Here is a 21874-nt window from a genome sequence, read left to right as displayed (position 1 = left end):
CCTTTAAATTGCAAATATAATATAAATCATACGTCTCTCTTCTATCGAAGTTCAAAATTAAAAAAGAGTTCCGTCTTCTACCCGGAATAAAGTATATTCTTTTCCCTGTGTACTCAACATTTCATCAATGTGTTCCCGGTTCGTATCCGTAATGAATATTTGTCCAAAAATATCTCCTCCCACAAGCTTTATTATCTGTTCCACCCGTCCGGCATCCAGTTTATCAAAAATATCATCCAGCAATAACATGGGCTTTAATTGATTAACCCGGTACAACCAAACATATTGAGCCAGCTTCAAAGCGATTAAAAAAGTCTTTTTCTGTCCTTGGGAGCCGATTTTCCGGACCGGGTAACCTTCAATTTCCAATAAGATATCGTCCCGGTGTATCCCTGCTGTGGTATATGCCAGCAAGCGGTCCTTTTCCAAAGCCGCTTCTAAAGCAAGCTTTATGTCTCCTTCCCCAACCGAACTATGATAGCGTAAATTTACTTTTTCTTTCCCCGAAGAAATCAATTCATAATATTCCCGGAATACGTTTTTAAAATCTTCCAAAAAATCCAGCCTCTTCCTCCACACTTCCTCTCCATATTCCACCAATTGTTCATCCCATATCTCCAAAGCTTCCCGGTCCAAACTCCCCCCAACAGAAGCCTTCAGTAAAGCATTCCGCTGCAAGAGAGCTTTATTGTAACGAATCAGGGCCTGTAAATAATCCCGGTCACACTGACAAATAATGTGATCTACCAACCGCCGGCGTTCTTCGCTTCCCCCTTCGATCAATTTCACATCTTCGGGCGAAATCATCACAAGAGGCAGTAAACCGATATGTTCCGACAATTTAGTATACGCCTTCTGATTCTTTTTAAAAATTTTCTTTTGTCCCCGTTTTACCCCGCAATAAATATCCAGCTCCTCTCCCCTTTGCTCATACTTTCCCTGTAATACAAAAAACGGTTCCCCATGACGAATATTTTGGTTATCCGGCAAATTAAAATAACTTTTACACATCGACAACTGATAGATGGCATCCAGAATATTTGTCTTCCCCACTCCGTTATTTCCGATAAAACAATTAAAACCGGAACAAAACACAACTTCAGCCTCCGCTATATTTTTAAAATTGACAATATTTAATTTTTTTAAAGTCATAAACTTTTTCATCTGCCATAAAAATCCGTTTTCTACTCACTTCTTTCCCACTGCATACAAAGATATTAAGATTTCGCGGAATATCGGCAAAATCCGACTTAATAAAGTAAGTATTTGAAAATTAGGTTGTTTATAGCATTTTTTCAATATCCCTTTTCAAATTAAAGGACAGGACGGGGAGAAATCAAGCAGAAGGAAAGCAAACGAATCTTTTCCTTTTTAGTATAGATAAAAACATGGAAAGGAAACAGAATCAGAAAAAGAAACTTTCCCTGTATTTAGAAGGGGGCATCCCTGTATAGCGGCGGAAATAGCGGCTCAGTGTCGCATGATCGGGGAAATTCGTCCGGGCAGCTATCGATTTGATGTCCAGTGACGAGTCCCTGAGCAACATCTTGATCTCATAAATCGTGTAATAGACAATCCATTCACGGGCGGACTGTCCGCTGACGTTTCTGACGAGATTCGTAAGGGATTTCGGAGTAAGGCTTAGTTTTTCGGCATAATAGGCTACGTCCTTGTCGGGGGAATGTTCTTCAATAATATATTGCATAAACAGAAAAGCAGTCTCCTCCTTATGCGTATACCGGGTCTTCTCCTCCGTAGGGTCGTTGATATAAACCATATAAACCGTCCAATAATAGGTCCTTAAAAATTGCACAATTGTTTCGCGCCGGCAATTTGAGGATGAGTTCACTTTCCAGTAAGTCAGCAAGTCGCAATAGTTTATAAAACGCCGTATATGTCCTTCGTCAGGTTTGGATGCTATATGTCTCCGCATATAGGCCAGGAATCCCGGGCGCAATCTGCACAGCCCGCTCAGTATATCGGTGAACAGGGTAAGTGTAATACAGAAAAAAGTCATCCGGAAATCCTCACTCCTGTTTTTTATGGATACGAGCTGCCACGGCATCAGTGTAACAACCATTCCCGGAATGATCCTGAACCTGCCGTCAAACACCTGAATAGTCGCCGTACCCGCTATGCAAACAGCTCCGATCCCCTCTTTGAGATAGGTAGGACATTCCGAAACGGGAAAGACGGAAAGTTCCGTATGAATACTGAATTCCTCTTTCTCCGGTACCCCTGGTCCGGCCATATTCGTTTGTAGTTTTTCGTTTGACGGCATATTTTATTTTATGACAAACATAGTCATTTCTTCCGTAATTTTACTCTATTTTCCTCATTGTCTGGCAATCATTGCCCTATTTCATCGTAAATCTAGTTTATAAATTAATTTTGTACTTATAAAAATTGTCTATACACAAAAAAACTTTATCGTTTAATCGAAGCTTGTAATATACATTTTCTATGTGTGCCGCAACCAAAAGTTCCAATAAAAAAATTCCTGACAAGGAGGACCGGCATGGAGTATGCCGCTGTCCAGGTTCAGGTTATTACTCTGACCTGATGCTGGAAGCGATGCAGACCAGTGTTATCTTTTTCAATAACGACGGCGCCATCTACCGTACCAACACACTGGCCCGCAAAGACTTACATATAACAGATGAAATTGTAGGACGGCTTCTTCCCGAACTATTATCGGTCATTAATAATGAAAACGATATATTGTCTGAGCTCATGGACGGCCTGGATATTTCCGCAACAGATCAGGTACAACTGCCGGCCGGTACCATCGTGCGCTGCGCTCCTTCAAAAGTACAATTCTTTGCCAGTGGCTGTATTACCCGCCTGGAATGCGGACGGCATCTGTTTTCATTCCGAAATATCATGGATGAAATTACGCGGGAACAGATACTGAGCATGATATTGGCACGGACAAAGATTTTCCCGTGGTTCTACGATACAGATCGGAATAAAATGCTGATTGATGCTCATTGGTTTTCTTATCTGGGCATTCCTGCCGGGGACTGTATGATAACCCAGAAAGAATTTTTCGCCCGCGTGCATCCCGACGAACGGGACACATTAGCCGAAGCCCTTCAATTACAACTTTTCGAACAGGAGATACAGGATATATTTTATTACCGCTTGATGCGTGGAGACGGCACATGGGAATGGTTCTCTGCACAATCTATGTACCTCGGCCGGGCCAACGACGGATCCCCCTACCGTGTTGTAGGGGTCTGCCAGAGTATTCAGGATCATAAGACTACGGAAGAAAATCTTCGTTCAGCCCGCGATAAAGCGCAGGAAAGCGACCGTCTTAAATCGGCCTTCCTCGCCAATATGAGCCATGAAATCCGTACCCCCCTGAATGCTATTGTAGGATTCTCACATCTGCTTACCGGAGAAGAGATCGATCTCTGCAATGAGGAAGCCAGAGAATATGCAGCCTTAATCAATAAGAATTGCGACTACCTGATCACGCTGTTTACGGATATTCTCGATCTTTCGCGTATCGAAACCGGTTCTATGGAATTCTGTTTTACAGACCATTCTCTCTCACAGGTCCTGTCCGATATTTACGAAAAATACGCAAAGGAAATGCCGGAAGGAGTGAAATTCAACCTATTGATTCCTCCCGGTGACACCCGGATCTATACCGATGCTCAGCGCCTACGGCAAGTAATGGGACATATAGTGGAAAATGCCATAAAATTTACGGCAAAGGGCCATATTGATCTCGGCTGCATGTTTACAGGCGACGGAAACGAGGTCCGCTTGTTCGTGGCCGATACCGGATGCGGTATTCCTCCGGACATGACCGAAAAGATATTCGACCGTTTTTATAAAATCGACTCTTTCAAGCAAGGCGCCGGATTGGGCCTTTCAGTCTGTAAAACGATCATAGAGGGTATGAGTGGCAAAATCAACGTATCCTCCCAACCGGGGAAAGGTTCCCGGTTCACCGTTAAAATTCCAGTAAAACTACAGAAATAATTTACAAAACGATGAGCAATAATACTCCTCTCCAAATATCGGACCTATATGGCCCGGTATTGGACACCCTACCCGATATGCTTGTTCTCTACGACAAAGATATTACAGTACTGGACACTATACACCCTATTCCGGAATTGATATCAGAACAACCGGAAGTTTTTACCGGTATGACGTCTGAACGCCTGAAACAAATTACCGGAACCCATTTCAGTCAACTGGCAACCGTCATCCGAACCCGGAAACCCAGCCGGTTCGTTTTCCGGTATAAAGGATATAAGAGCAACAAAACCCAATATTATGAAGCCTTTCTTACCTGTCCGGAAGCCGATTATGCCCTCGCCTATATCCGCACCCTCCATGAAGAGTCTGTCGCAATGATGGAATCCGAACACCTGCATTATTTTTTTACCGAAGTACTCGAAAACATTGCAATACCGATCACGGTCAAAAGTCTGGATTCGGGATGTTATCTCTTTTGGAGTAAAAAAATGGAAATATTCGGCCGTACAGCCAGTGAAATGATCGGTTTCAACGAAACCTTCTTCTTATCCGAGGAAAAAGCGCTTCGGGTACAGCAAATCGACCAGGACTTGGTTCGGGAGAAAAACAAACAGTATCAGGGTATTGAGAAATACACGCTATGCGACGGGAAAGAGCATACATTCGTCATTACCCGGACTTTATTCACATTCGGGGCTGAAAAACTGGTTATGGCCAGTGCTCTCGACATCTCAGAACTCAGAAAGACCCAGGCGTCCCTGCTATACACAAAGGATGAGCTGGCCCGCAAGAATATGACACTTTCTTCGGTACTGAGCCTGGCTAAGGTAATCCCCTGGGGGTGTGACCTCGAAAAAAATATTTTCTATTGCGACTACGACGCTTACCATCCCCACACTGCTACGGAGCCTGACGAACACGGGTGTTATGCCGTTCCCATGCACAACTATTTCACAGGTATCCATCCTGATTACCGGGAGGAAGCGATCCGGATGATCGCAGAAATGGCCGAAGGACAACGGACGGAATTTCACGAAACCTATCAGGTACACTGGTTCAACGAACAACAATGGGAATGGGTACAAATACAATGTAACGTCGCCCGGAAAGGGGCGAACGGAAAACCCGTCTCACTGATCGGTTCTGCTCAACGGATTACCGGGCAGAAAGAGACAGAACTGGCTTTGCTGCAAGCAAAGGAAGAACTGAACATAAAAAATGTCATGCTTTCCTCTGTATTGGGTATCGCACAGGTCATTCCCTGGCACGGGGACCTGCAAACAGGTCTGTTCTCCTGTGATTATAACGCCTATCACCACGAAGAAACCGCAAACCCCGATGAAAAAGGAAAATATACGGTTACCTTTAATCATTTTTTTTCCCGTATCCATCCGGACTTTCAGGAACATGCTATCAAACAATTCAATGACCTGGTTGCAGGATGTATATCCGAGTATCATGAAGTTTATCCCATTCACTGGTACAATAACCGGGAATACGAATGGCTGGAGACCCAAAGCAGTATTCCTAAAAACGGAATTGACGACAATCCTCAGCAGCTGATCGGTTCGGCACGTGTAATTACCGCCCAGAAACAAATGGAAGAATCCCTGCGCAAAGCCAAGGAACAGGCCGAGCGCAGCAATACCCTTAAAAGTGCCTTTCTGGCCAACATGAGCCATGAAATACGCACTCCCCTGAATGCCATTGTCGGTTTTTCAGAACTATTGGCCGAGGCTGTTGAGGAGGAAGAAAAAAAGGAATATCTCAACATCATTAAAAATAGCAATGCTTTGTTGTTGCAGCTGATAGGAGATATTCTCGATCTGTCAAAGATAGAAGCCGGGACATTGGAGTTTGTTTTCGCCGACCATGATCTGAACGAAATGATGGAGGAATTCCGGCAGACTTCCCGCATGAAAATAGCCGATCCCGCCATAGAAGTAGCCTGGAAGGACAGCCTGCCCGGTTGTAGGATCCATACTGACCGGGGACGCCTTTTGCAGGTTTTGCACAACTTTATCAACAACGCGGCCAAATTCACCCGCCAGGGGCATATCCATTTCGGCTACCGCAAACAATCGGACGGCCGCTGGTATTTTTACGTGGAAGATACGGGCTGTGGTATTGAGGCCGGTAAAATAGACGATATATTCGAGCGTTTCGTCAAACTCGACGCGAAAGTGAAGGGCACCGGACTAGGCCTTGCGATCAGTAAAAGTATCATCGAGCGTCTGGGCGGTGAAATCGGGGTTACCTCCGTGGAAGGAGAAGGATCGACATTCTGGTTTCTGCTACCCGCCGAATGCGTCACTACATCAAGCCCTTTGACAGGAAGCCCGGAGGAAACCGGCTACACCTCCCCCTGTACGAATTCCGACCGGCAAACCCTGCTGATTGCCGAAGATGACCCGGCCAACTATAAATTATTCGAGTTTATGCTTAAAAAACATTATACGCTCCAGCACGCCTGGAACGGACGTGAAGCTGTGGAAATGTTCAAGGCAAACCGTCCCAGCATGATACTGATGGATATCAAAATGCCGGAAATGGACGGCTATGAGGCAACAGCCGCTATCCGTAAGCTATCGACCGACATCCCTATCGTGGCTGTGACTGCTTTCGCTTATCCCGAAGATATGCGCCGCATACTCTCCAGCGGATTTAACGGCTGTTTACCTAAACCCGTCAGCGGAGAAAGTCTGAAGAAAAAAATTTCGGAACTATGCCCCAGGTAAATAGAAAATAAAGGCAGGCAGGGCTTGATACAGGAATCGGACAATCAGGAATTTTGCCCGAATATCATTTACCCCCAGGAGGACAGTCTTGCGGGAGAGCATTCCTCCCTTGTCTTTCCGATACGAGCATTCTAATAGATTCGTACTCAAACAACTACTTGTTGCACGTATAAAACAGACGGACAACAATACCATGATTTTTCAAAGGAAGGGAAAGAAAAACAAAAAATTATTTCAATTTTTCATTTCTTCTTTCCAATTAAAAAACTACTTTTGCACGTTATTAATATGTTTATCAATTCTGAAGGAGGAAAACTTATTTCGTCAGTGCGCGCGATAAATTTTCAAATCCCATAACAGTAAAGGAAATAACTATGTCAAAGTCAAAGGAAAAAAAACACGAAGACAAATTTGAACACCTTGAAGAAGCATTAACCAGAGGGGAACAATTCATTGAGTCGAATCAAAAAATGCTGATCAATGTCGTGATTGTAATTTTAGTCATCATCGCAGCTTTTTTAGGTTATAATAAATTTATCAAACAACCCCGTATACAGGAAGCATCCCAACAGATCTTCGGAGCCCAGAACTATTTTGCCAAAGATTCATTTAACCTGGCTTTAAACGGAGACGGTAATATTTCAGGATTCCTGGAGATTGCAGACAATTACGGTTCTACTCCTTCCGGTAATTTAGCTAAATATTATGCAGGTTTGTGTTATTTATACACCGGAGATTACAAAAATGCCATTCAATATCTGGAAAAATTTTCTTCAGATGATTTATTACTATCCAATATGGCTATAGCAAATATCGGAGATGCTTATATGCAATTGGGAGATTACAAGAAAGCTGCTGAATACTATAAAAAAGCCAGTACATCCAAAATAAATAATTTTTCAACTCCTCTCTTTTTAATGAAGAATGCTTCTGCTTATGAGAAAGCCGGGGATTATGCTTCTGCTCTGAAAATCTACGAACAGATTGAAAAAGAATTTCCGAATACTCCGGAAGCCCGGGATATTGAAAAATACATTGTCAAAGCACAAATGAATTTAAAAAAATAAAATACTGACGAGTAATAAAAAACTGCCAAAACAATTTTGGCAGTTTTTTTATATCCCCACTTTTCCTATTTCCAAAAAAGAAGCCGTCTGAAACTCAAACGGCCCCTCTTAGAGAGAATATAAATTATTTTACTTCCCATGTGTCTCCACTGTTCAACAGGTCTTCCATACAATGGATCCTGGATATTTTCTTGACTTCCTCTATTTGATCATCCAATGCTTCGTCATAGGTATGCGCTTCCACATCCCGGATAACTCCAAAAACTACAGGAAATTCAGGAGCTTTCATATTGACCAGCATCCAGTGCAGGAATGGATTGGGATCATGAGCATCGTGAACCAGAATATCGTTTTCGGTAATTCCGTCTTTCCCGATTTCCACTACCTTCAATTTTCCGCTCTTATCAAATATCAATCCTTTGTCTTTATTTTTTCCGAAGATCATCGGCATTCCATGATGCAAAATCAACTGACGGTCTTCCCGGACGTCCTTATCTGTAATTGCAGCATGGGCCCCATCGGCAAAAATCACGCAATTTTGCAACACTTCCACAACAGATGTCCCTTTATGTCTGACAGCTGTTTCCAATACCTCAGCTGTCAAAGCCACATTGGTATCCAGAGAACGGGCAAAAAACTTACTCTGGGCACCGATAGCCAACTCGCCCGGATTAAAGGGATGCTCTATCGTCCCGTAAGGAGAAGTTTTCGTTTTAGTACCCAATTTAGTTGTAGGGGAATACTGACCTTTGGTCAATCCGTAAATTTCATTATTAAACAACAATAATGTCATATCTACATTTCTCCGGATGACATGTATAAAATGATTACCCCCAATAGCCAGGGCATCTCCATCCCCGGAAATCTGCAGTATATTCAGCTTCCGGTTAGCATTCTTAGCCCCGGAAGCAATAGCAGCCGCACGACCGTGTATAGTATGAAAACCATACGTATTCATATAATAAGGGAAACGGGAGGAACATCCGATACCGGAAATAACAGCCCAGGATTCTTTCGGATAACCTAATTCTGCCATTGCTTTCCATACGGCATTAATGATCCCGTGATCACCGCAACCAGGACACCAACGGATTTCCTGATCGCTTTTAAAATCTTTCGGAGTATATTTTAATTCTTCTGACATAGCTTTAAAATTGAAAATTGAAACATCAGTAAGTGTAAACTTCCTTTTTTCAATTATTTATCATTTATCAATTTATTAACTTCTTCTTTAATTTCAAGCATTGTGAAGGGTAACCCTGCCACTTTATTGTATTGCTGATAAGTAAATTCAGGATATTTACTTCTCAAATAAGAAGCAAACTGCCCCAGGTTCAATTCACACACCAATATTTTCCTGAACTTTGCAAATACATCACGGGTATTTTTAGGTAACGGATTGATGTAATTAAAATGAGCCAAACTTACATCTTTACCCTCTTTCCGCAATTCCTTTACAGCCGAAAATAAATGTCCGTAAGTTCCACCCCATCCCACAACCAATATTTCTCCGCCTTCCTGACTTCCATACACTTCCTGCTGGGGAATAGAATTGGCAATGCGAGCCACTTTTTCCTGCCGGAGGTCGGTCATCACCTGATGATTTTCAGGAACGTAACTGATTGTTCCGGTGATATTCATCTTTTCCAATCCTCCTATGCGGTGTTCCAGTCCTTTCGTTCCCGGTACAGCCCACGTTCTGGCCAAAGTCTCCGGGTCACGGGCATACGGCTGGTAATTATCACCTTCTTTAGCACGTCTGATATTGATTTCCGGTAATTTAGCCATAGAAGGAATCAACCAAGGCTGAGCTCCGTTAGCTAAAAATCCGTCCGTCAATAAAATAACCGGAGTCATATGCTCTAAAGCGATCTTACCGGCAATAAAAGCGTAGTCGAAACAATTCCCTGAAGTACTGGCAGCAATAACAGGCATAGGACTCTCTCCATTCCTCCCATATAAAGCCTGCATTAAATCGGATTGCTCCGTTTTTGTCGGCAAACCGGTAGAAGGACCTCCCCGCTGCACATCTACAATGACTAAAGGCAATTCAGCCATAACAGCCAAACCGCAAGCTTCAGATTTCAATGCCAGTCCGGGACCGGAAGTAGTAGTTACAGCAAAACTACCTGCATAACTGGCTCCGATAGCCGTACATATCCCTCCGATTTCATCCTCGGCCTGATATGTTTTTGCCCCTAAATCCCGTCTTAAAGCCAACTCTTGTAAAATATCCGTAGCCGGAGTAATCGGATAAGATCCGCAGAACAAAGGCAAACCTGCTTTTTCAGCAGCAGCCAATAACCCCCAAGCCGTAGCTTTATTTCCAGTGATGGTCCGGTATTTCCCTTTTTCAATATGAGCCGGAGCTACCTTAAAATGCACAGCCAAAGCGTGCACATTTGCCGCATAATTATAACCGGCCCGCAACACTAATTTATTGGCAGAAGCAATATTCGGTTTTTTAGCAAACTTCATATCAAAAAATGCCTCCGTATGCTCTACAGAACGTTCGAACATCCAATAAGTCATACCCAAAGCAAACATATTTTTGCAACGAAGTACCGATTTTTGATCCAATCCGGTTTCCTTTAAAGCCTCAATAGTTAACTTGGTAATATTGACGGCAATGACATTATAATCATTCAAAGAATGATCCGTCAACGGATTAGAGGTATAACCGGCTCTTTCCAGATGTTTATCTGTAAAAGCATCCGTATCCACAATAATCGTACCCGCCTTTTTAGCCCAGCGTAAATTCGCTTTTAAAGCTGCCGGATTCATAGCCACCAATACATCCGCGAAATCCCCCGGAGTCGTAATGTGTTCTTCACCAATATGAACCTGAAATCCGGATACACCTCCGACTGTCCCTTGCGGAGCCCGGATCTCTGCGGGATAATCCGGGAATGTTGACACATCATTCCCAAACAATGCAGCGGTATCTGAGAACTGCTGCCCGGTTAACTGCATCCCGTCTCCGGAATCCCCTGAAAAACGGATGACAACATCTTGTTTTTCGATAACTTCTGTCTCTTGATTCATGACAAAATAATCTTCCTTTAAATTTTTAATTATTTTTATTTGTTTTCAGAGAAAATTTTATGTTGTAAAACATGGTAAAGGTAGCGAATCGTGGAGACTAAACAAGTTTAAACCGAACAATTTTTCCCCTCATATAAGTGGCTTTATATCAATAATTCTACAAACGTTTTCCCCGTTTTTTTGAGGTTATAAAATATACTCATTCTAAATAACTACTGAAATAACAGCTTTTTTTTGCAAAACCAATGCTTACGTTTGCGGAATTATTACATAAGACTCTATTTTTGATTACAGATTATTACTTATACTACTTTTTTACCTCTCATCAGAAAGGAAATTTTTCTCTTTCCCTGTCACAAGTTTTTTTCATTTTCGTATGACAAATAAAAAAGGGATTTATGAAGAAAATTTTCTTTCTATTCATTTTATGCTTGAGTTTAGGAGCTTGCCACCACTCTGTCACTTCACTGAATGCTCCGGATCCGGAAGAACAATTTCTCATTGCCCGTAATCAGGTAGGACCTGTAAAAAAAGGAATGACCATCAAACAATTACTTTCCTTACTTCCTGACGATCAGACCAAAAAATTAGCCAGCCGTTCAGAATTATCCTCGGAAACGGCCAATAATTATTATATTTATGACGATAGCACCCGTCTGTTATTTATTGTCAGTCCCCGTCGTAAAAATGACGAAACTTCCCGTATCAGTCAGGTAATTATCAAAGATCCCCGTTTCAGAACCCCTTCCGGCATCGGATTGAATTCAACAGTAGGAGAAATCCGACACGCTTATCCTGAAAGTAAGATTGTCCCTTCTGTAAACAATATTATTTTATATATCCGGGAACTGGATGCCAATTTTGAATTGGATAAGCTTCATCTTTCCCCAACGATCTGGAATGATACAACAGGTAATATCGAAATCGATAGTATTCCTCCCTCTACCCATATCACTGATCTGACGATCGTCTGGACTTACGATGCCAGTAACATTACCGATAAATTATTCTGGGACGACCTGATTCACCATCTTATCAACTGGATTGTCACGCAGGTTCCGGCTATTCTCTTACTTATCGTAATCTTTATCGCCTTATTGCGGCTTCTCCGCTATATTGTCAAACGGATCCGGAAATCGGCCACAAAACGTCTCCAAAAACTGAAACAGGACGATTCTGAAGGATTAAAACGCATTAATACAATTGCAGAAATTACGTACGGCATCGGAAGAATCTTTTTGTGGACTATTTTTATTTTGATGTTATTGGAAAAATTCAATATTAATATTGCTCCTATTCTGGCAAGTGCCGGAATTGTAGGACTAGCTGTGGGATTTGGCGCCCAGGAATTGGTCCGCGATTTTATTTCCGGCTTTTTTATGTTATTGGAAGACCAAATCCGGGAAGGGGATGTCGCTATCATTAACGGGACCGGCGGCACAGTCGAAAAGATTGAACTCCGGACGACTACTCTCCGGGACGCTTCCGGGGTCGTCCATATCTTCCAAAACGGGAAAATCAACTCCCTTTCCAACATGACAAAAGAATGGTCGGCTATGGTAGTTGAAATCCGCATTGCATATAAGGAAGATACGGACCAGGTAAATGCCGTATTAAAAGCTGTGGGAGAAGAGATGAAAAAGGACCCGGACTTCGGCCCGAATATTTTGAGTGTAGACCTTTGGGGAGTAGATGAATTTGCAGAGAACGGAGTCATTCTAAAAGTGAAACTGACAACCAAAGCCGGTCAGCAATGGAGTATCAGCCGGGAATTCCGCCGCCGCGTCAAGCAAGCATTCGAAATTCACCACATTGAAATCCCTGTGCCACACCTTAGCTTGTATGCAGGAGAAACGACAAAACCCATGCCTATTATTTTAACAAAAGAGGAAACCGAAGATAAAAAATAAAAACAGACATAAAAATTTATTTTAAATTGCTTTCCTTTTCTTTTTACTTATTATCTTTATTCTGTATTTGTATTTTAAATCGTTTTACCGATTATGGCTCGCTTTCTAAAAAATAAATCAGAATCGCAAGGAGCCGCTCCAGGGTCACTGATATTTATCGGCCGAAGGAAAATGAAAGATCCTTTGCTAAGAGTTGTACAGTACAACAATGAAAGCCTGACAGAAGAAAACCTCCAATCCCCTGCAAACATTGAAAAATACATAGCAGACGATCAGGTCACCTGGATTTCCCTCTACGGGCTTCACAATACAAAATATATCGAACAAATCGGTAAAACATTTGAAGTCCCTTCGCTTATATTGGAAGATATCTTAAATACAGATGAACGTCCGAAACTCGCAGAAGATGAAAAACATATTTTTATCATTTTAAAAGCTTTGTATTATGATCCGGAAATTCAGAAAATCCGAATCGACCAAATTTCTTTCATACTGGGTAAAAACTATCTGTTATCCCTTCAGGAATCAGCCTATCCCTACTTCCAGGATATAGACAAGCGACTGGCTTCCGGACTCTCAAAGATTCGTTCCTATAGTCCGGATTACCTCTGTTATGCTTTAATGGATACCCTGGTAGACGGCTATATCTTAACAATTGAGAAGCTGGGAAGTAATATAGAAGCTCAGGAAAAACAGCTCCTTACTTCCGACAAAAAAATCATAGAAGATATTTACCGCTATAAAACAGAGTTATCCTATATCCGCAAAAACATACGCCCCGTCAAAGAAGTAATGACCCGTTTTATGACATCCGACTCAGACCTGATTAACAACAGGACTTTCAATTACCTGAAAGATCTGGACAGCCTTGTTACCCAAGCCCTGGAAGCAATTGAAATTTATTATATGATGGTCGCAGACCAACAAAATATTTACAACAGTAATATAAGCAATAATGTCAATGACGTCATGAAGATACTTACGATCTTCTCCGCCATTTTTATTCCCCTCACTTTCATTGTTGGAGTATACGGAATGAACTTTGAATATATGCCTGCCCTGAAATATCACTGGGGTTATTTTGTATTATGGGCGGTTATGCTAGCCATTGTCGTTATTATGTTGCTGTTTTTTAAAAGGAAAAAATGGATATAATATAATGGAAAGGGCAGGAAAGCAGCATGAGTGATTTGTGTGTGTTATTTCAGGAAAGATAACCGCTTCCCTTGCCCTTATCTTCAATATATCGTAATTGTTCTATCCGCGCCAAAATCCCTCCCCCGCTCTTTTTCTTTCTTCAGGTTTTCCCTATTATTTCCAGCGAAAAGAGATAAAATCTTTTAAAATATTTTTCACGCAAAAAACGTGGACCCGCCGCTTGTTTATAGTGAGGCTCCGCCAGGTGCCCAAACACAAACACAGACAACAACGTCCACGCATATAGGAATATAGCATTATTCCCGTGTTTTTCAGAAATCTGGCGGATTTCACTATAAGAATAATAAGTGATAAACTGGTCATTTTAGAAACGCTTGAAAAGCTTCCTAACGACACAAATATATACTAAAATTTTCAAAATAGAACCAATTACTCTCCCAATTTTACAAAATTGGATTAAAAAATTTCAATATTTTTCTAAAAAACGTGGATTCGTATTTATTTGAGAAAAGGCCCCGCCAGAAGCCCAGATACAAATAAACACAAGAATCCACGTCTAACGTAAATATCTCTCGTATTTATTCCTGTATCTTTTAAATCTGGCGGATTTTTTCTCAAGAATAAATATAAATCTTTTTATAATATTCAATCTACACCTGCATTCTACACATTGCAAAGATAAAATAACTTTTCTGAATTTAAAAAGAGTTTATTTATAGTTGAATTATTATTAAACGGCAAGTATTTATAAAGTTTTTCCATTCTTTACCTGCTTATAGAAGCAAAAATTATTTAAGTCCCCTTTTCTTTCATCAGCTATTCCCTTTCATTACCAATGATTCGGAAAAACTTTTACCGTACAGTACGGATCAATCCGGACCATAAAAAGAGCTGCCATTATTTGTCTGACAGCTCTCCTCTAAAATAGCTTTCTCCTCATCAACACCGGTTAACCGTTGTTTGAGGAACCGTTTCTTCTTTTATATATTCCCCGGATTCGCTGTAATATACAGTAACTTTTATCTCTTCTTTTTTCAATACCAATTTGTAATCATTGTTACTTCCTTTATAAGCTGCATCTATGGTATAACCAGCATATTTCGCAGCAACAGCCTTTGTAACGGCTTCCGGAAGGGCGCTCACTTCTACCTGTGTATACGCACTTTGTTCCTGAACAAAATAAACGCTCTGCAAAGGAAAGTCTTTTTTCAGCGTATCTTCTATAATCGTATCCCTTGAAATACCCGGTTCACCCATAGCATGTACAGCAGCCGAAGCCTGAATAGAAAATAAACCCAACGCTGTCGTTACCAATACATTCATTACTACATTTTTCATGACTTTAAATTTTAATGTTCAACAATTTTTCTTTCAAAATGTGATCACCCCTGCTTCCGGATATTCTTCCTGAAAAATGTATACCAAACGGCAAGATTAAAAACACCGCTTATTTTATAATACTGATAAAGAAAGAAATAGTTCTTTTTAACGCCATGAAGGAAGAAAAAAATTGTAGAATTTTGTAGAAATCCCCCGCACTGAAGGGGAATTTATCTACAATTTTAAACCGGAATAGAATAAAATTTAAGTATTAACACACTGATTAACAACAAACAACAACTTAAACAGATATTAAATAAACATTTAATATGTTTACAAAAAAGAAAATAGCTAAAAAGAGTGAAGGTATTTTGTAAAATCTCCAAAAAGAAAAAGAATATTTTTGAAAATTCAAGGAAAGTTTTTGAAAAGAAAAAAGAAAAGCCGTCCTATTTTTCATAGAACGGCTTTATTTTTGGTAAAAGATTCTTTACTTACTGAACTTTTTTCCACAGAATTTAGCATCTTTCCCCAATTGTTCCTCAATCCGTAATAACTGATTATATTTTGCCATACGGTCGGAACGGCTCATAGAACCGGTTTTGATTTGTCCGGAATTGGTAGCTACGGCAATATCAGCAATAGTAGCATCTTCTGTTTCCCCTGACCGATGGGAAGTAACGGTTGTATACCCTGCCCGTTGGGCCATTTCAATAGCATCCAGGGTTTCTGTCAAAGTACCGATTTGATTTACTTTGATCAGAATAGAATTGGCACAACCTAATTCGATCCCCTTTTGCAAATATTCTACATTTGTTACAAATAAATCGTCTCCCACTAACTGACAGCGATCTCCTATTTTAGCTGTAAGCATTTCCCAGCCGTCCCAATCATTTTCTGCCATTCCATCCTCAATAGAATCAATCGGATATTTGGAAATCAGTTCTTCCAGATAAAGAACCTGTTCTGCAGAAGTACGACGGGCTCCGTGTGAACCTTCAAATTTAGTATAATCGTACATTCCATCTTTATAAAATTCCGAAGAAGCACAATCCAATCCGATCATTACATCTTTTCCAGGTTTATAGCCTGCTTTTTCTATCGCTTTCATAATAGCATCCAAAGCATCTTCCGTTCCATCCAAAGCAGGAGCAAATCCTCCCTCATCACCGACAGCAGTACTCAATCCTCTTTCATGCAACACTTTTTTCAGTGTATGAAATACCTCTGCTCCCATCCGTAAAGCTTCTTTAAAGCAAGTTGCACCGATAGGCCGGATCATAAATTCCTGAAAAGCAATAGGAGCATCCGAATGAGATCCGCCGTTAATAATATTCATCATCGGCACAGGCAATAATTTCGCATTACATCCTCCGATATACCGATATAAAGGAATTTCCAATACATTAGCAGCAGCCTTTGCACAAGCCAAAGACACTCCCAACATAGCATTGGCGCCTAAATTACACTTAGTCTTTGTCCCATCCAGTTCAATAAGCGTCCGGTCAATACCTACCTGGTCCATTACATCCATTCCCAATAATGCATCGGAAATAACGGTATTTACATTCTCTACAGCTTTTAAAACCCCTTTTCCCATATACCGTGATTTATCTCCGTCCCTCAGTTCCAATGCCTCATTCTCACCGGTTGAAGCCCCAGACGGCACAGCAGCTCTTCCCATTACACCCGATTCCAGTATAACATCTACTTCCACAGTAGGATTACCACGAGAGTCTAAAATCTCCCGACCAACAATTTCTACAATATGTGTCATAATTTTTTATATTTTTAAATTTAACGCTATTTTATTCTTCGAAGTTACGACAAAAGAATGAAAAGTAGAAAAAGAAAAGCAAAAAAATAAGAATCAGCTATTAAAAATATTATTTCATAGAAATACTCTATATATATCAAACTCAGGAATACTCTTTTCCCTATACTTCGATTTTACAAATTTTTTTCCAAACCTGGATTACACGCCCGATACTCCCCATCTCGAACAACCAAACAATAAAAATTCCTCCCCTATTACTTTAGAAGAACAGGAGAGGAAAATAAAAAGGTTTATTCCGAAAGTTTCTCTTTACGAAGAACCCTTTCTAAGCCCCAATACAGATCATCCGGGTTCTCCCGAAACTCTACCTGTAAGCTGGAATCTCTATCTACCATACAAGTATCTCTTTTATTGAAGATAAAATAATAACGGCTTTCCCGAACCAAGTCTTGTACAAATTTACGCGTGGAGGTATAATGATATTTATGATAAAGAGCATATTTCTTTCCAAGCCCATAATTATACTGACGGGTCTCCAGGGTATTCGGCTCCAAAACCATAGAAGAATAATGCGTCTGTAATTCTAAAGTATCGGATCGAAAAACACCGAAACAATCAAAACCATCCCATTCACTCGGTGGTGGAGACGGTATTTCAGGCATAGAAACACATAGTATACTATCGCTACGGTTGATTACGGTAATCTCCAAATACACATAACCGATATAATTTACCGTATCTTCGGGATAAACTGGAGAATAGGCACTGTCAACAGTGATGACCACATTATCTTTCAGCCATTGAGGCAAAGTATTTACGCGACTACCCCAAAACAAACTAAATAAAAGGAAAAAGAATAGACTTTTCATTTGTACCAATATTTTAAAATGATTGTTTTATATACCTGACGAAAACGATCCATATTATTTTCCACTAACCATTGATTATACCGTCTTATCATCTCTCCCCTAAATCCAGAATTGTCACCAAAATGATAACAGAAATTTCTTCGTTATCCTAAACACAATCTGCATTAACTGTTACAACCACCTTCTTAACGCTAATTACAAAATAAGTCATCTGTATCCTTTCAAAATCTTCCCGAGAATTTCTGAAAAAATTCCTCCCCTATTACTTTAGAAGAATAGGAGAGGAAAATAAAAAGGTTTATTCCGAAAGTTTCTCTTTACGAAGAACCCTTTCTAAGCCCCAATACAGATCATCCGGGTTCTCCCGAAACTCTACCTGTAAGCTGGAATCTCTATCTACCATACAAGTATCTCTTTTATTGAAGATAAAATAATAACGGCTTTCCCGAACCAAGTCTTGTACAAATTTACGCGTGGAGGTATAATGATATTTATGATAAAGAGCATATTTCTTTCCAAGCCCATAATTATACTGACGGGTCTCCAGGGTATTCGGCTCCAAAACCATAGAAGAATAATGCGTCTGTAATTCTAAAGTATCGGATCGAAAAACACCGAAACAATCAAAACCATCCCATTCACTCGGTGGTGGAGACGGTATTTCAGGCATAGAAACACATAGTATACTATCGCTACGGTTGATTACGGTAATCTCCAAATACACATAACCGATATAATTTACCGTATCTTCGGGATAAACTGGAGAATAGGCACTGTCAACAGTGATGACCACATTATCTTTCAGCCATTGAGGCAAAGTATTTACGCGACTACCCCAAAACAAACTAAATAAAAGGAAAAAGAATAGACTTTTCATTTGTACCAATATTTTAAAATGATTGTTTTATATACCTGACGAAAACGGTCCATATTATTTTCCAATAACCAATCACTATATCGCTCCATCATCCCTCCCCTAAACCTAGGAGTACATTTTTGCCAGCTGGGATGTTTGACCTGTAATTCGTAAGCCATATAATGAGTTTTATTAAAATCACCGTATTTATTCACCCCGTGACCAGTATACTCATGTACCCCCAAAACATTTTCAACTTGTTCTACTATTGAAAAATCTTTCTGTATACTTTCATTTCCTTGATTTACTGAAATACGGAAAGGATCAGGACCTGTAACATTCTTATCCGGATTGAAAGTTGTTGAAGCATAATCGCCACCAAAAGAAGGTGAATTATACGTATCTTTTCCATTTCTGACAGCAATAGCTCCTCCTTCCAAACGCGAGATATCATATTTCTTCATAGATAAGATATGAGTATAAATCTTGGAATAAGCTTTAGATGAAAGGTGGTTTTCCTCAATTCCACTACTCAATGACTTTTGAAATTTACTAGACTCCATTGTTTTAAAATCTTCTGCCGTTGTTATACGGATTTTCCCTGTAAACCCTTCTTCGTCAACTCCCAAAAAATTTCCATATTTATCATAATAAGGGCTCATATACATTCCCGTCGGATCAACAAATTTTAACGGATTATTGGTACAATAAGCATAAGGACTCCAGCCGTAATATTTTTCCAACAGCGGATCCGCAACAAACCAACGCCCTAAATGCCTGTCATACATACGGGCTCCGTAATCCAGAAAATCCAGGTCACCGATATCCTGCCTCTCCTTGCCGTTGTATTTCAAACGGTTTTCCAACAGCTGAGGATAATCTGCCTGTTCATGCTCCAGACCAAACGGATAGTAATCGTTCCGCTCACAAACATTTCCTGAAGAATCAATCACACAACGGATACTACCCAGATGGTCCTTCAGGTAATAATAAACTTTGTAACCATTACTACCCAATGAAATTCTTCCTTCTCCAAACAAAACTCCCTCAAGCGTCAAAGAACCCCCTTCGCGAAAATACTGAAAACTTCCCCGGTATTCATAACCCCGGCCGGAATTATCCGTTACACCCAGCTTTTCTCCATCTGACGTGTAACGGTAGCGGACCTGGGAAATACCATAACGGCTGGCCCCGCTCAACAAATTTAAATAATTATATTCATAATTCAAGCCACGTCGGTTATCTATTTCTAAATTACCGTTTAAATCGTATACATAATCCGGCCTGCTGGAGGCAATAACCAAACCAGAATCCGGAGCCGGAACCAACTGGTTCAGATCTTCAGCTATGCTTATTAACTGATTACCGGTATAGTTATACGTATAGTCCGTCACCCCTTTCCCGTTTCCGTCACGACGCATCAGTAACTTTATATTTCCATTCCGGTCATAACGTAAATTGTATTCGGTATAATAATTTTTCTGTATTCCGTTACTAAAAGAACGGGAATCTTTAAAGCGGCCATAATTGTCGTAAGCAAAAGAATAAGTAAAAATAGGATTACTACCCTGATTCCAGGACCATTCACTGATATTACCGGTATAAGAAGCTGTACTACCCTTAAGCTGAGGATCATAATAACGCAGATTCACCCCCAAAACGGGGGAAGATACTCCGACGATAATGATAAAGAACTTCCCGGCCATTAGGGGCTGTAACCCGAGTCAACAACCAGGCAGATTTTACAATTTGGTCCTGATGATAAAAGTCCCTAGCATTCGTATACTCATTCGCCGCTTCATCTGTAGCATCCTGTATTTCTCCGAAATAATAAACATAACCGTCACCCATCGTTATAGTTATCGTTTCCATTTCACCATAGTCTTTATCCGTTGGATGAAGCAGGCTTATTTTTATTTCTCCAGCCGGAAAATTTGTATTATAAACATGAATCGTATTATTACGGCCCAAAATAAAATTTCCGCTATAACCTAAAAAATTAAAACGGAATATGTCCGGCTGAGGATCATAGTTATTGGTATTTAAAGGGGCTAACCGTAAACCGTAAGTGACTAATTTACCATAACTAGTTTTACAATTTGTAATTACCTCCTGATCTGCCGTGGTCTTATGAAAATAATCCAAATATTTAATGCGATTCAGTTCCCCTATTTCATCCGGTGCACAACGGACCTGCCGGGTAATACACCCTCCTCCGGTCAAATACCAACCGGAACTCAAACTGCCCTGTAAACGGTTGGGATACCAGCCATTGGCCGTATAACCCAGAGCAAGGGAAATATCAAAATCATTATCTTTATAATGATAAAGGGGTATAGTTAAATTCAGAGAGCCGGTGTATAAATTTACCGGAGTATTTCCATAACGGACAAAATCCCATCGTTCTGCATGCGGACGTACTGGTAAACCAGACTCGGCCGTAGGATTTTTAGGCACATCTGCATACTGGCTGTAAAGCGGCAGAGGCAATAAAATCCACCCAAATAAAAACAAAAACCGTATAAAATTCAGAAAAAAAGGAAATATAATTTTCATAACACATACTTTATTTATAAATAGAAATCACTTTCTTTTATCCCTTCAAAAGAGATAAAACAAAACCACAAGGGACAATTAGTCCCCAGACAGCATTAAGCCATCTTTAGAATATTCTGTAAGTAATTAATATACACAACAGAAAGCACACTTTCGGATAAATATCCCGCATTTCTATACACTTCTCCCCAGGAAAGAAAGCAAAAGTTTGCGAAAAGAATTAAATTATTATTTTATCATCATAGGCAACAATATTTCAGGGTGATTTTTATACCCTCCAGAGGTTGTTCTTACTAAAATTAAAGAGGATTTTCCGGATTACCTAGATTTTAAAAAAAAAAAATCTGAACAAGCGATTTTGAAAGGATTGATAATCAGTACCCCTTTGTAAAAAAATCTGAACAAGCCCTATTTTGACCCATTTGGAGCTTTTGGGGAACGATAAAAACGTCAGATTTTTGATAAAGGAAAGAAAATGTAAACAAAAGGATACAATAAACAAAAAAATTATTTCTTAAAAAGAACAATCGAAAAGAGAGAGGTTATTAGGAAATCAGTCCATACAGGCAGAATATAGAG

15 protein-coding genes are annotated in these 21874 nt (G+C 40.2%); 5 read left to right on the top strand and 10 right to left on the bottom strand.

Annotation, left to right across the window (positions count from 1 at the left end; genetic code table 11):
• Window positions 1-57: 57 nt before the first annotated feature.
• Together Q0465_RS01915 and Q0465_RS01910 are read right to left on the bottom strand one after the other, a co-directional pair.
• Window positions 58-1152: a DNA replication/repair protein RecF gene (locus Q0465_RS01915; RefSeq protein WP_298612111.1), complete on the bottom strand. Its 1095-nt coding sequence runs from the start codon at window positions 1150-1152 to the stop codon at window positions 58-60.
• Between the two features lie 253 nt (window positions 1153-1405).
• Window positions 1406-2251 carry a helix-turn-helix domain-containing protein gene (locus Q0465_RS01910; protein WP_298612108.1) on the bottom strand — a complete coding sequence of 282 codons (846 nt, stop codon included), beginning with the start codon at window positions 2249-2251 and terminating at the stop codon, window positions 1406-1408.
• Window positions 2252-2463: 212 nt separating this feature from the next.
• On the opposite strand from Q0465_RS01910, the gene Q0465_RS01905 reads away from it, so the two are divergent.
• The 3 genes from Q0465_RS01905 (at window position 2464) to Q0465_RS01895 (ending at window position 7804) form a co-directional block, all read left to right on the top strand.
• Entirely contained in the window at window positions 2464-3996 is a 1533-nt protein-coding gene (locus tag Q0465_RS01905) for an ATP-binding protein (protein WP_298612036.1), read from the top strand.
• An 11-nt stretch (window positions 3997-4007) separates the two neighbouring features.
• Window positions 4008-6737, top strand: a complete 2730-nt coding sequence (locus Q0465_RS01900; protein WP_298612033.1) for an ATP-binding protein — start codon at window positions 4008-4010, stop codon at window positions 6735-6737.
• Between the two features lie 374 nt (window positions 6738-7111).
• Window positions 7112-7804 carry a tetratricopeptide repeat protein gene (locus tag Q0465_RS01895; RefSeq protein WP_298612030.1) on the top strand — a complete coding sequence of 231 codons (693 nt, stop codon included), beginning with the start codon at window positions 7112-7114 and terminating at the stop codon, window positions 7802-7804.
• A gap of 124 nt (window positions 7805-7928) precedes the next feature.
• Here Q0465_RS01895 and Q0465_RS01890 read toward each other — a convergent pair whose 3' ends face one another.
• Together Q0465_RS01890 and Q0465_RS01885 are read right to left on the bottom strand one after the other, a co-directional pair.
• Window positions 7929-8948: a 2-oxoacid:ferredoxin oxidoreductase subunit beta gene (locus Q0465_RS01890; protein WP_298612027.1), complete on the bottom strand. Its 1020-nt coding sequence runs from the start codon at window positions 8946-8948 to the stop codon at window positions 7929-7931.
• 53 nt (window positions 8949-9001) lie between these two features.
• On the bottom strand, window positions 9002-10849 hold the full coding sequence (locus Q0465_RS01885; protein WP_298612024.1) for a 2-oxoacid:acceptor oxidoreductase subunit alpha: 1848 nt from the start codon (window positions 10847-10849) through the stop codon (window positions 9002-9004).
• A gap of 398 nt (window positions 10850-11247) precedes the next feature.
• Between Q0465_RS01885 and Q0465_RS01880 the strand changes: the two genes are divergently transcribed.
• Window positions 11248-12759, top strand: a complete 1512-nt coding sequence (locus Q0465_RS01880) for a mechanosensitive ion channel family protein (protein WP_298612021.1) — start codon at window positions 11248-11250, stop codon at window positions 12757-12759.
• A 93-nt stretch (window positions 12760-12852) separates the two neighbouring features.
• A complete protein-coding gene (gene corA / locus Q0465_RS01875; protein WP_298612018.1) occupies window positions 12853-13914 on the top strand; it encodes a magnesium/cobalt transporter CorA in 1062 nt (353 codons plus the stop codon).
• Between the two features lie 942 nt (window positions 13915-14856).
• On the opposite strand, the gene Q0465_RS01870 is transcribed toward corA, so the two are convergent.
• The 6 genes from Q0465_RS01870 to Q0465_RS01845 all read right to left on the bottom strand — a co-directional run bounded on the left by Q0465_RS01870 (window position 14857) and on the right by Q0465_RS01845 (window position 21295).
• On the bottom strand, window positions 14857-15255 hold the full coding sequence (locus Q0465_RS01870; RefSeq protein ID WP_298612015.1) for a hypothetical protein: 399 nt from the start codon (window positions 15253-15255) through the stop codon (window positions 14857-14859).
• Window positions 15256-15727: 472 nt separating this feature from the next.
• Entirely contained in the window at window positions 15728-17014 is a 1287-nt protein-coding gene (gene eno, locus Q0465_RS01865) for a phosphopyruvate hydratase (RefSeq protein WP_298612012.1), read from the bottom strand.
• 290 nt (window positions 17015-17304) lie between these two features.
• Window positions 17305-17883 (bottom strand): hypothetical protein, encoded by a 579-nt coding sequence (locus Q0465_RS01860; protein WP_298612009.1) that lies wholly within the window; start codon window positions 17881-17883, stop codon window positions 17305-17307.
• Window positions 17884-18181: 298 nt separating this feature from the next.
• Entirely contained in the window at window positions 18182-18760 is a 579-nt protein-coding gene (locus Q0465_RS01855; RefSeq protein ID WP_298612009.1) for a hypothetical protein, read from the bottom strand.
• Window positions 18757-20445 (bottom strand): RHS repeat-associated core domain-containing protein, encoded by a 1689-nt coding sequence (locus Q0465_RS01850; protein ID WP_298612006.1) that lies wholly within the window; start codon window positions 20443-20445, stop codon window positions 18757-18759. The genes Q0465_RS01855 and Q0465_RS01850 overlap by 4 nt, the downstream gene beginning before the upstream one ends.
• Complete coding sequence (locus Q0465_RS01845) at window positions 20372-21295, bottom strand: hypothetical protein (RefSeq protein ID WP_298612003.1); 924 nt, start codon at window positions 21293-21295, stop codon at window positions 20372-20374. The genes Q0465_RS01850 and Q0465_RS01845 overlap by 74 nt, the downstream gene beginning before the upstream one ends.
• Window positions 21296-21874 lie beyond the last annotated feature (579 nt).

This window comes from uncultured Odoribacter sp. (assembly GCF_937966165.1).
Taxonomy (GTDB): domain Bacteria; phylum Bacteroidota; class Bacteroidia; order Bacteroidales; family Marinifilaceae; genus Culturomica.
This window is presented reverse-complemented; position numbering and strand designations above follow the sequence as displayed.

Coding starts and splice junctions, on each gene's coding strand:
- Q0465_RS01890 (WP_298612027.1), bottom strand. CDS start 8,948: ATGTCAGAAGAATTAAAATATACTCCGAAAGATTTTAAAAGCGATCAG.
- Q0465_RS01870 (WP_298612015.1), bottom strand. CDS start 15,255: ATGAAAAATGTAGTAATGAATGTATTGGTAACGACAGCGTTGGGTTTA.
- Q0465_RS01850 (WP_298612006.1), bottom strand. CDS start 20,445: ATGGCCGGGAAGTTCTTTATCATTATCGTCGGAGTATCTTCCCCCGTT.
- Q0465_RS01910 (WP_298612108.1), bottom strand. CDS start 2,251: ATGGCCGGACCAGGGGTACCGGAGAAAGAGGAATTCAGTATTCATACG.
- Q0465_RS01880 (WP_298612021.1), top strand. CDS start 11,248: ATGAAGAAAATTTTCTTTCTATTCATTTTATGCTTGAGTTTAGGAGCT.
- Q0465_RS01900 (WP_298612033.1), top strand. CDS start 4,008: ATGAGCAATAATACTCCTCTCCAAATATCGGACCTATATGGCCCGGTA.
- eno (WP_298612012.1), bottom strand. CDS start 17,014: ATGACACATATTGTAGAAATTGTTGGTCGGGAGATTTTAGACTCTCGT.
- Q0465_RS01905 (WP_298612036.1), top strand. CDS start 2,464: ATGTGTGCCGCAACCAAAAGTTCCAATAAAAAAATTCCTGACAAGGAG.
- Q0465_RS01860 (WP_298612009.1), bottom strand. CDS start 17,883: ATGAAAAGTCTATTCTTTTTCCTTTTATTTAGTTTGTTTTGGGGTAGT.
- Q0465_RS01845 (WP_298612003.1), bottom strand. CDS start 21,295: ATGAAAATTATATTTCCTTTTTTTCTGAATTTTATACGGTTTTTGTTT.
- Q0465_RS01855 (WP_298612009.1), bottom strand. CDS start 18,760: ATGAAAAGTCTATTCTTTTTCCTTTTATTTAGTTTGTTTTGGGGTAGT.
- Q0465_RS01915 (WP_298612111.1), bottom strand. CDS start 1,152: ATGACTTTAAAAAAATTAAATATTGTCAATTTTAAAAATATAGCGGAG.
- corA (WP_298612018.1), top strand. CDS start 12,853: ATGGCTCGCTTTCTAAAAAATAAATCAGAATCGCAAGGAGCCGCTCCA.
- Q0465_RS01895 (WP_298612030.1), top strand. CDS start 7,112: ATGTCAAAGTCAAAGGAAAAAAAACACGAAGACAAATTTGAACACCTT.
- Q0465_RS01885 (WP_298612024.1), bottom strand. CDS start 10,849: ATGAATCAAGAGACAGAAGTTATCGAAAAACAAGATGTTGTCATCCGT.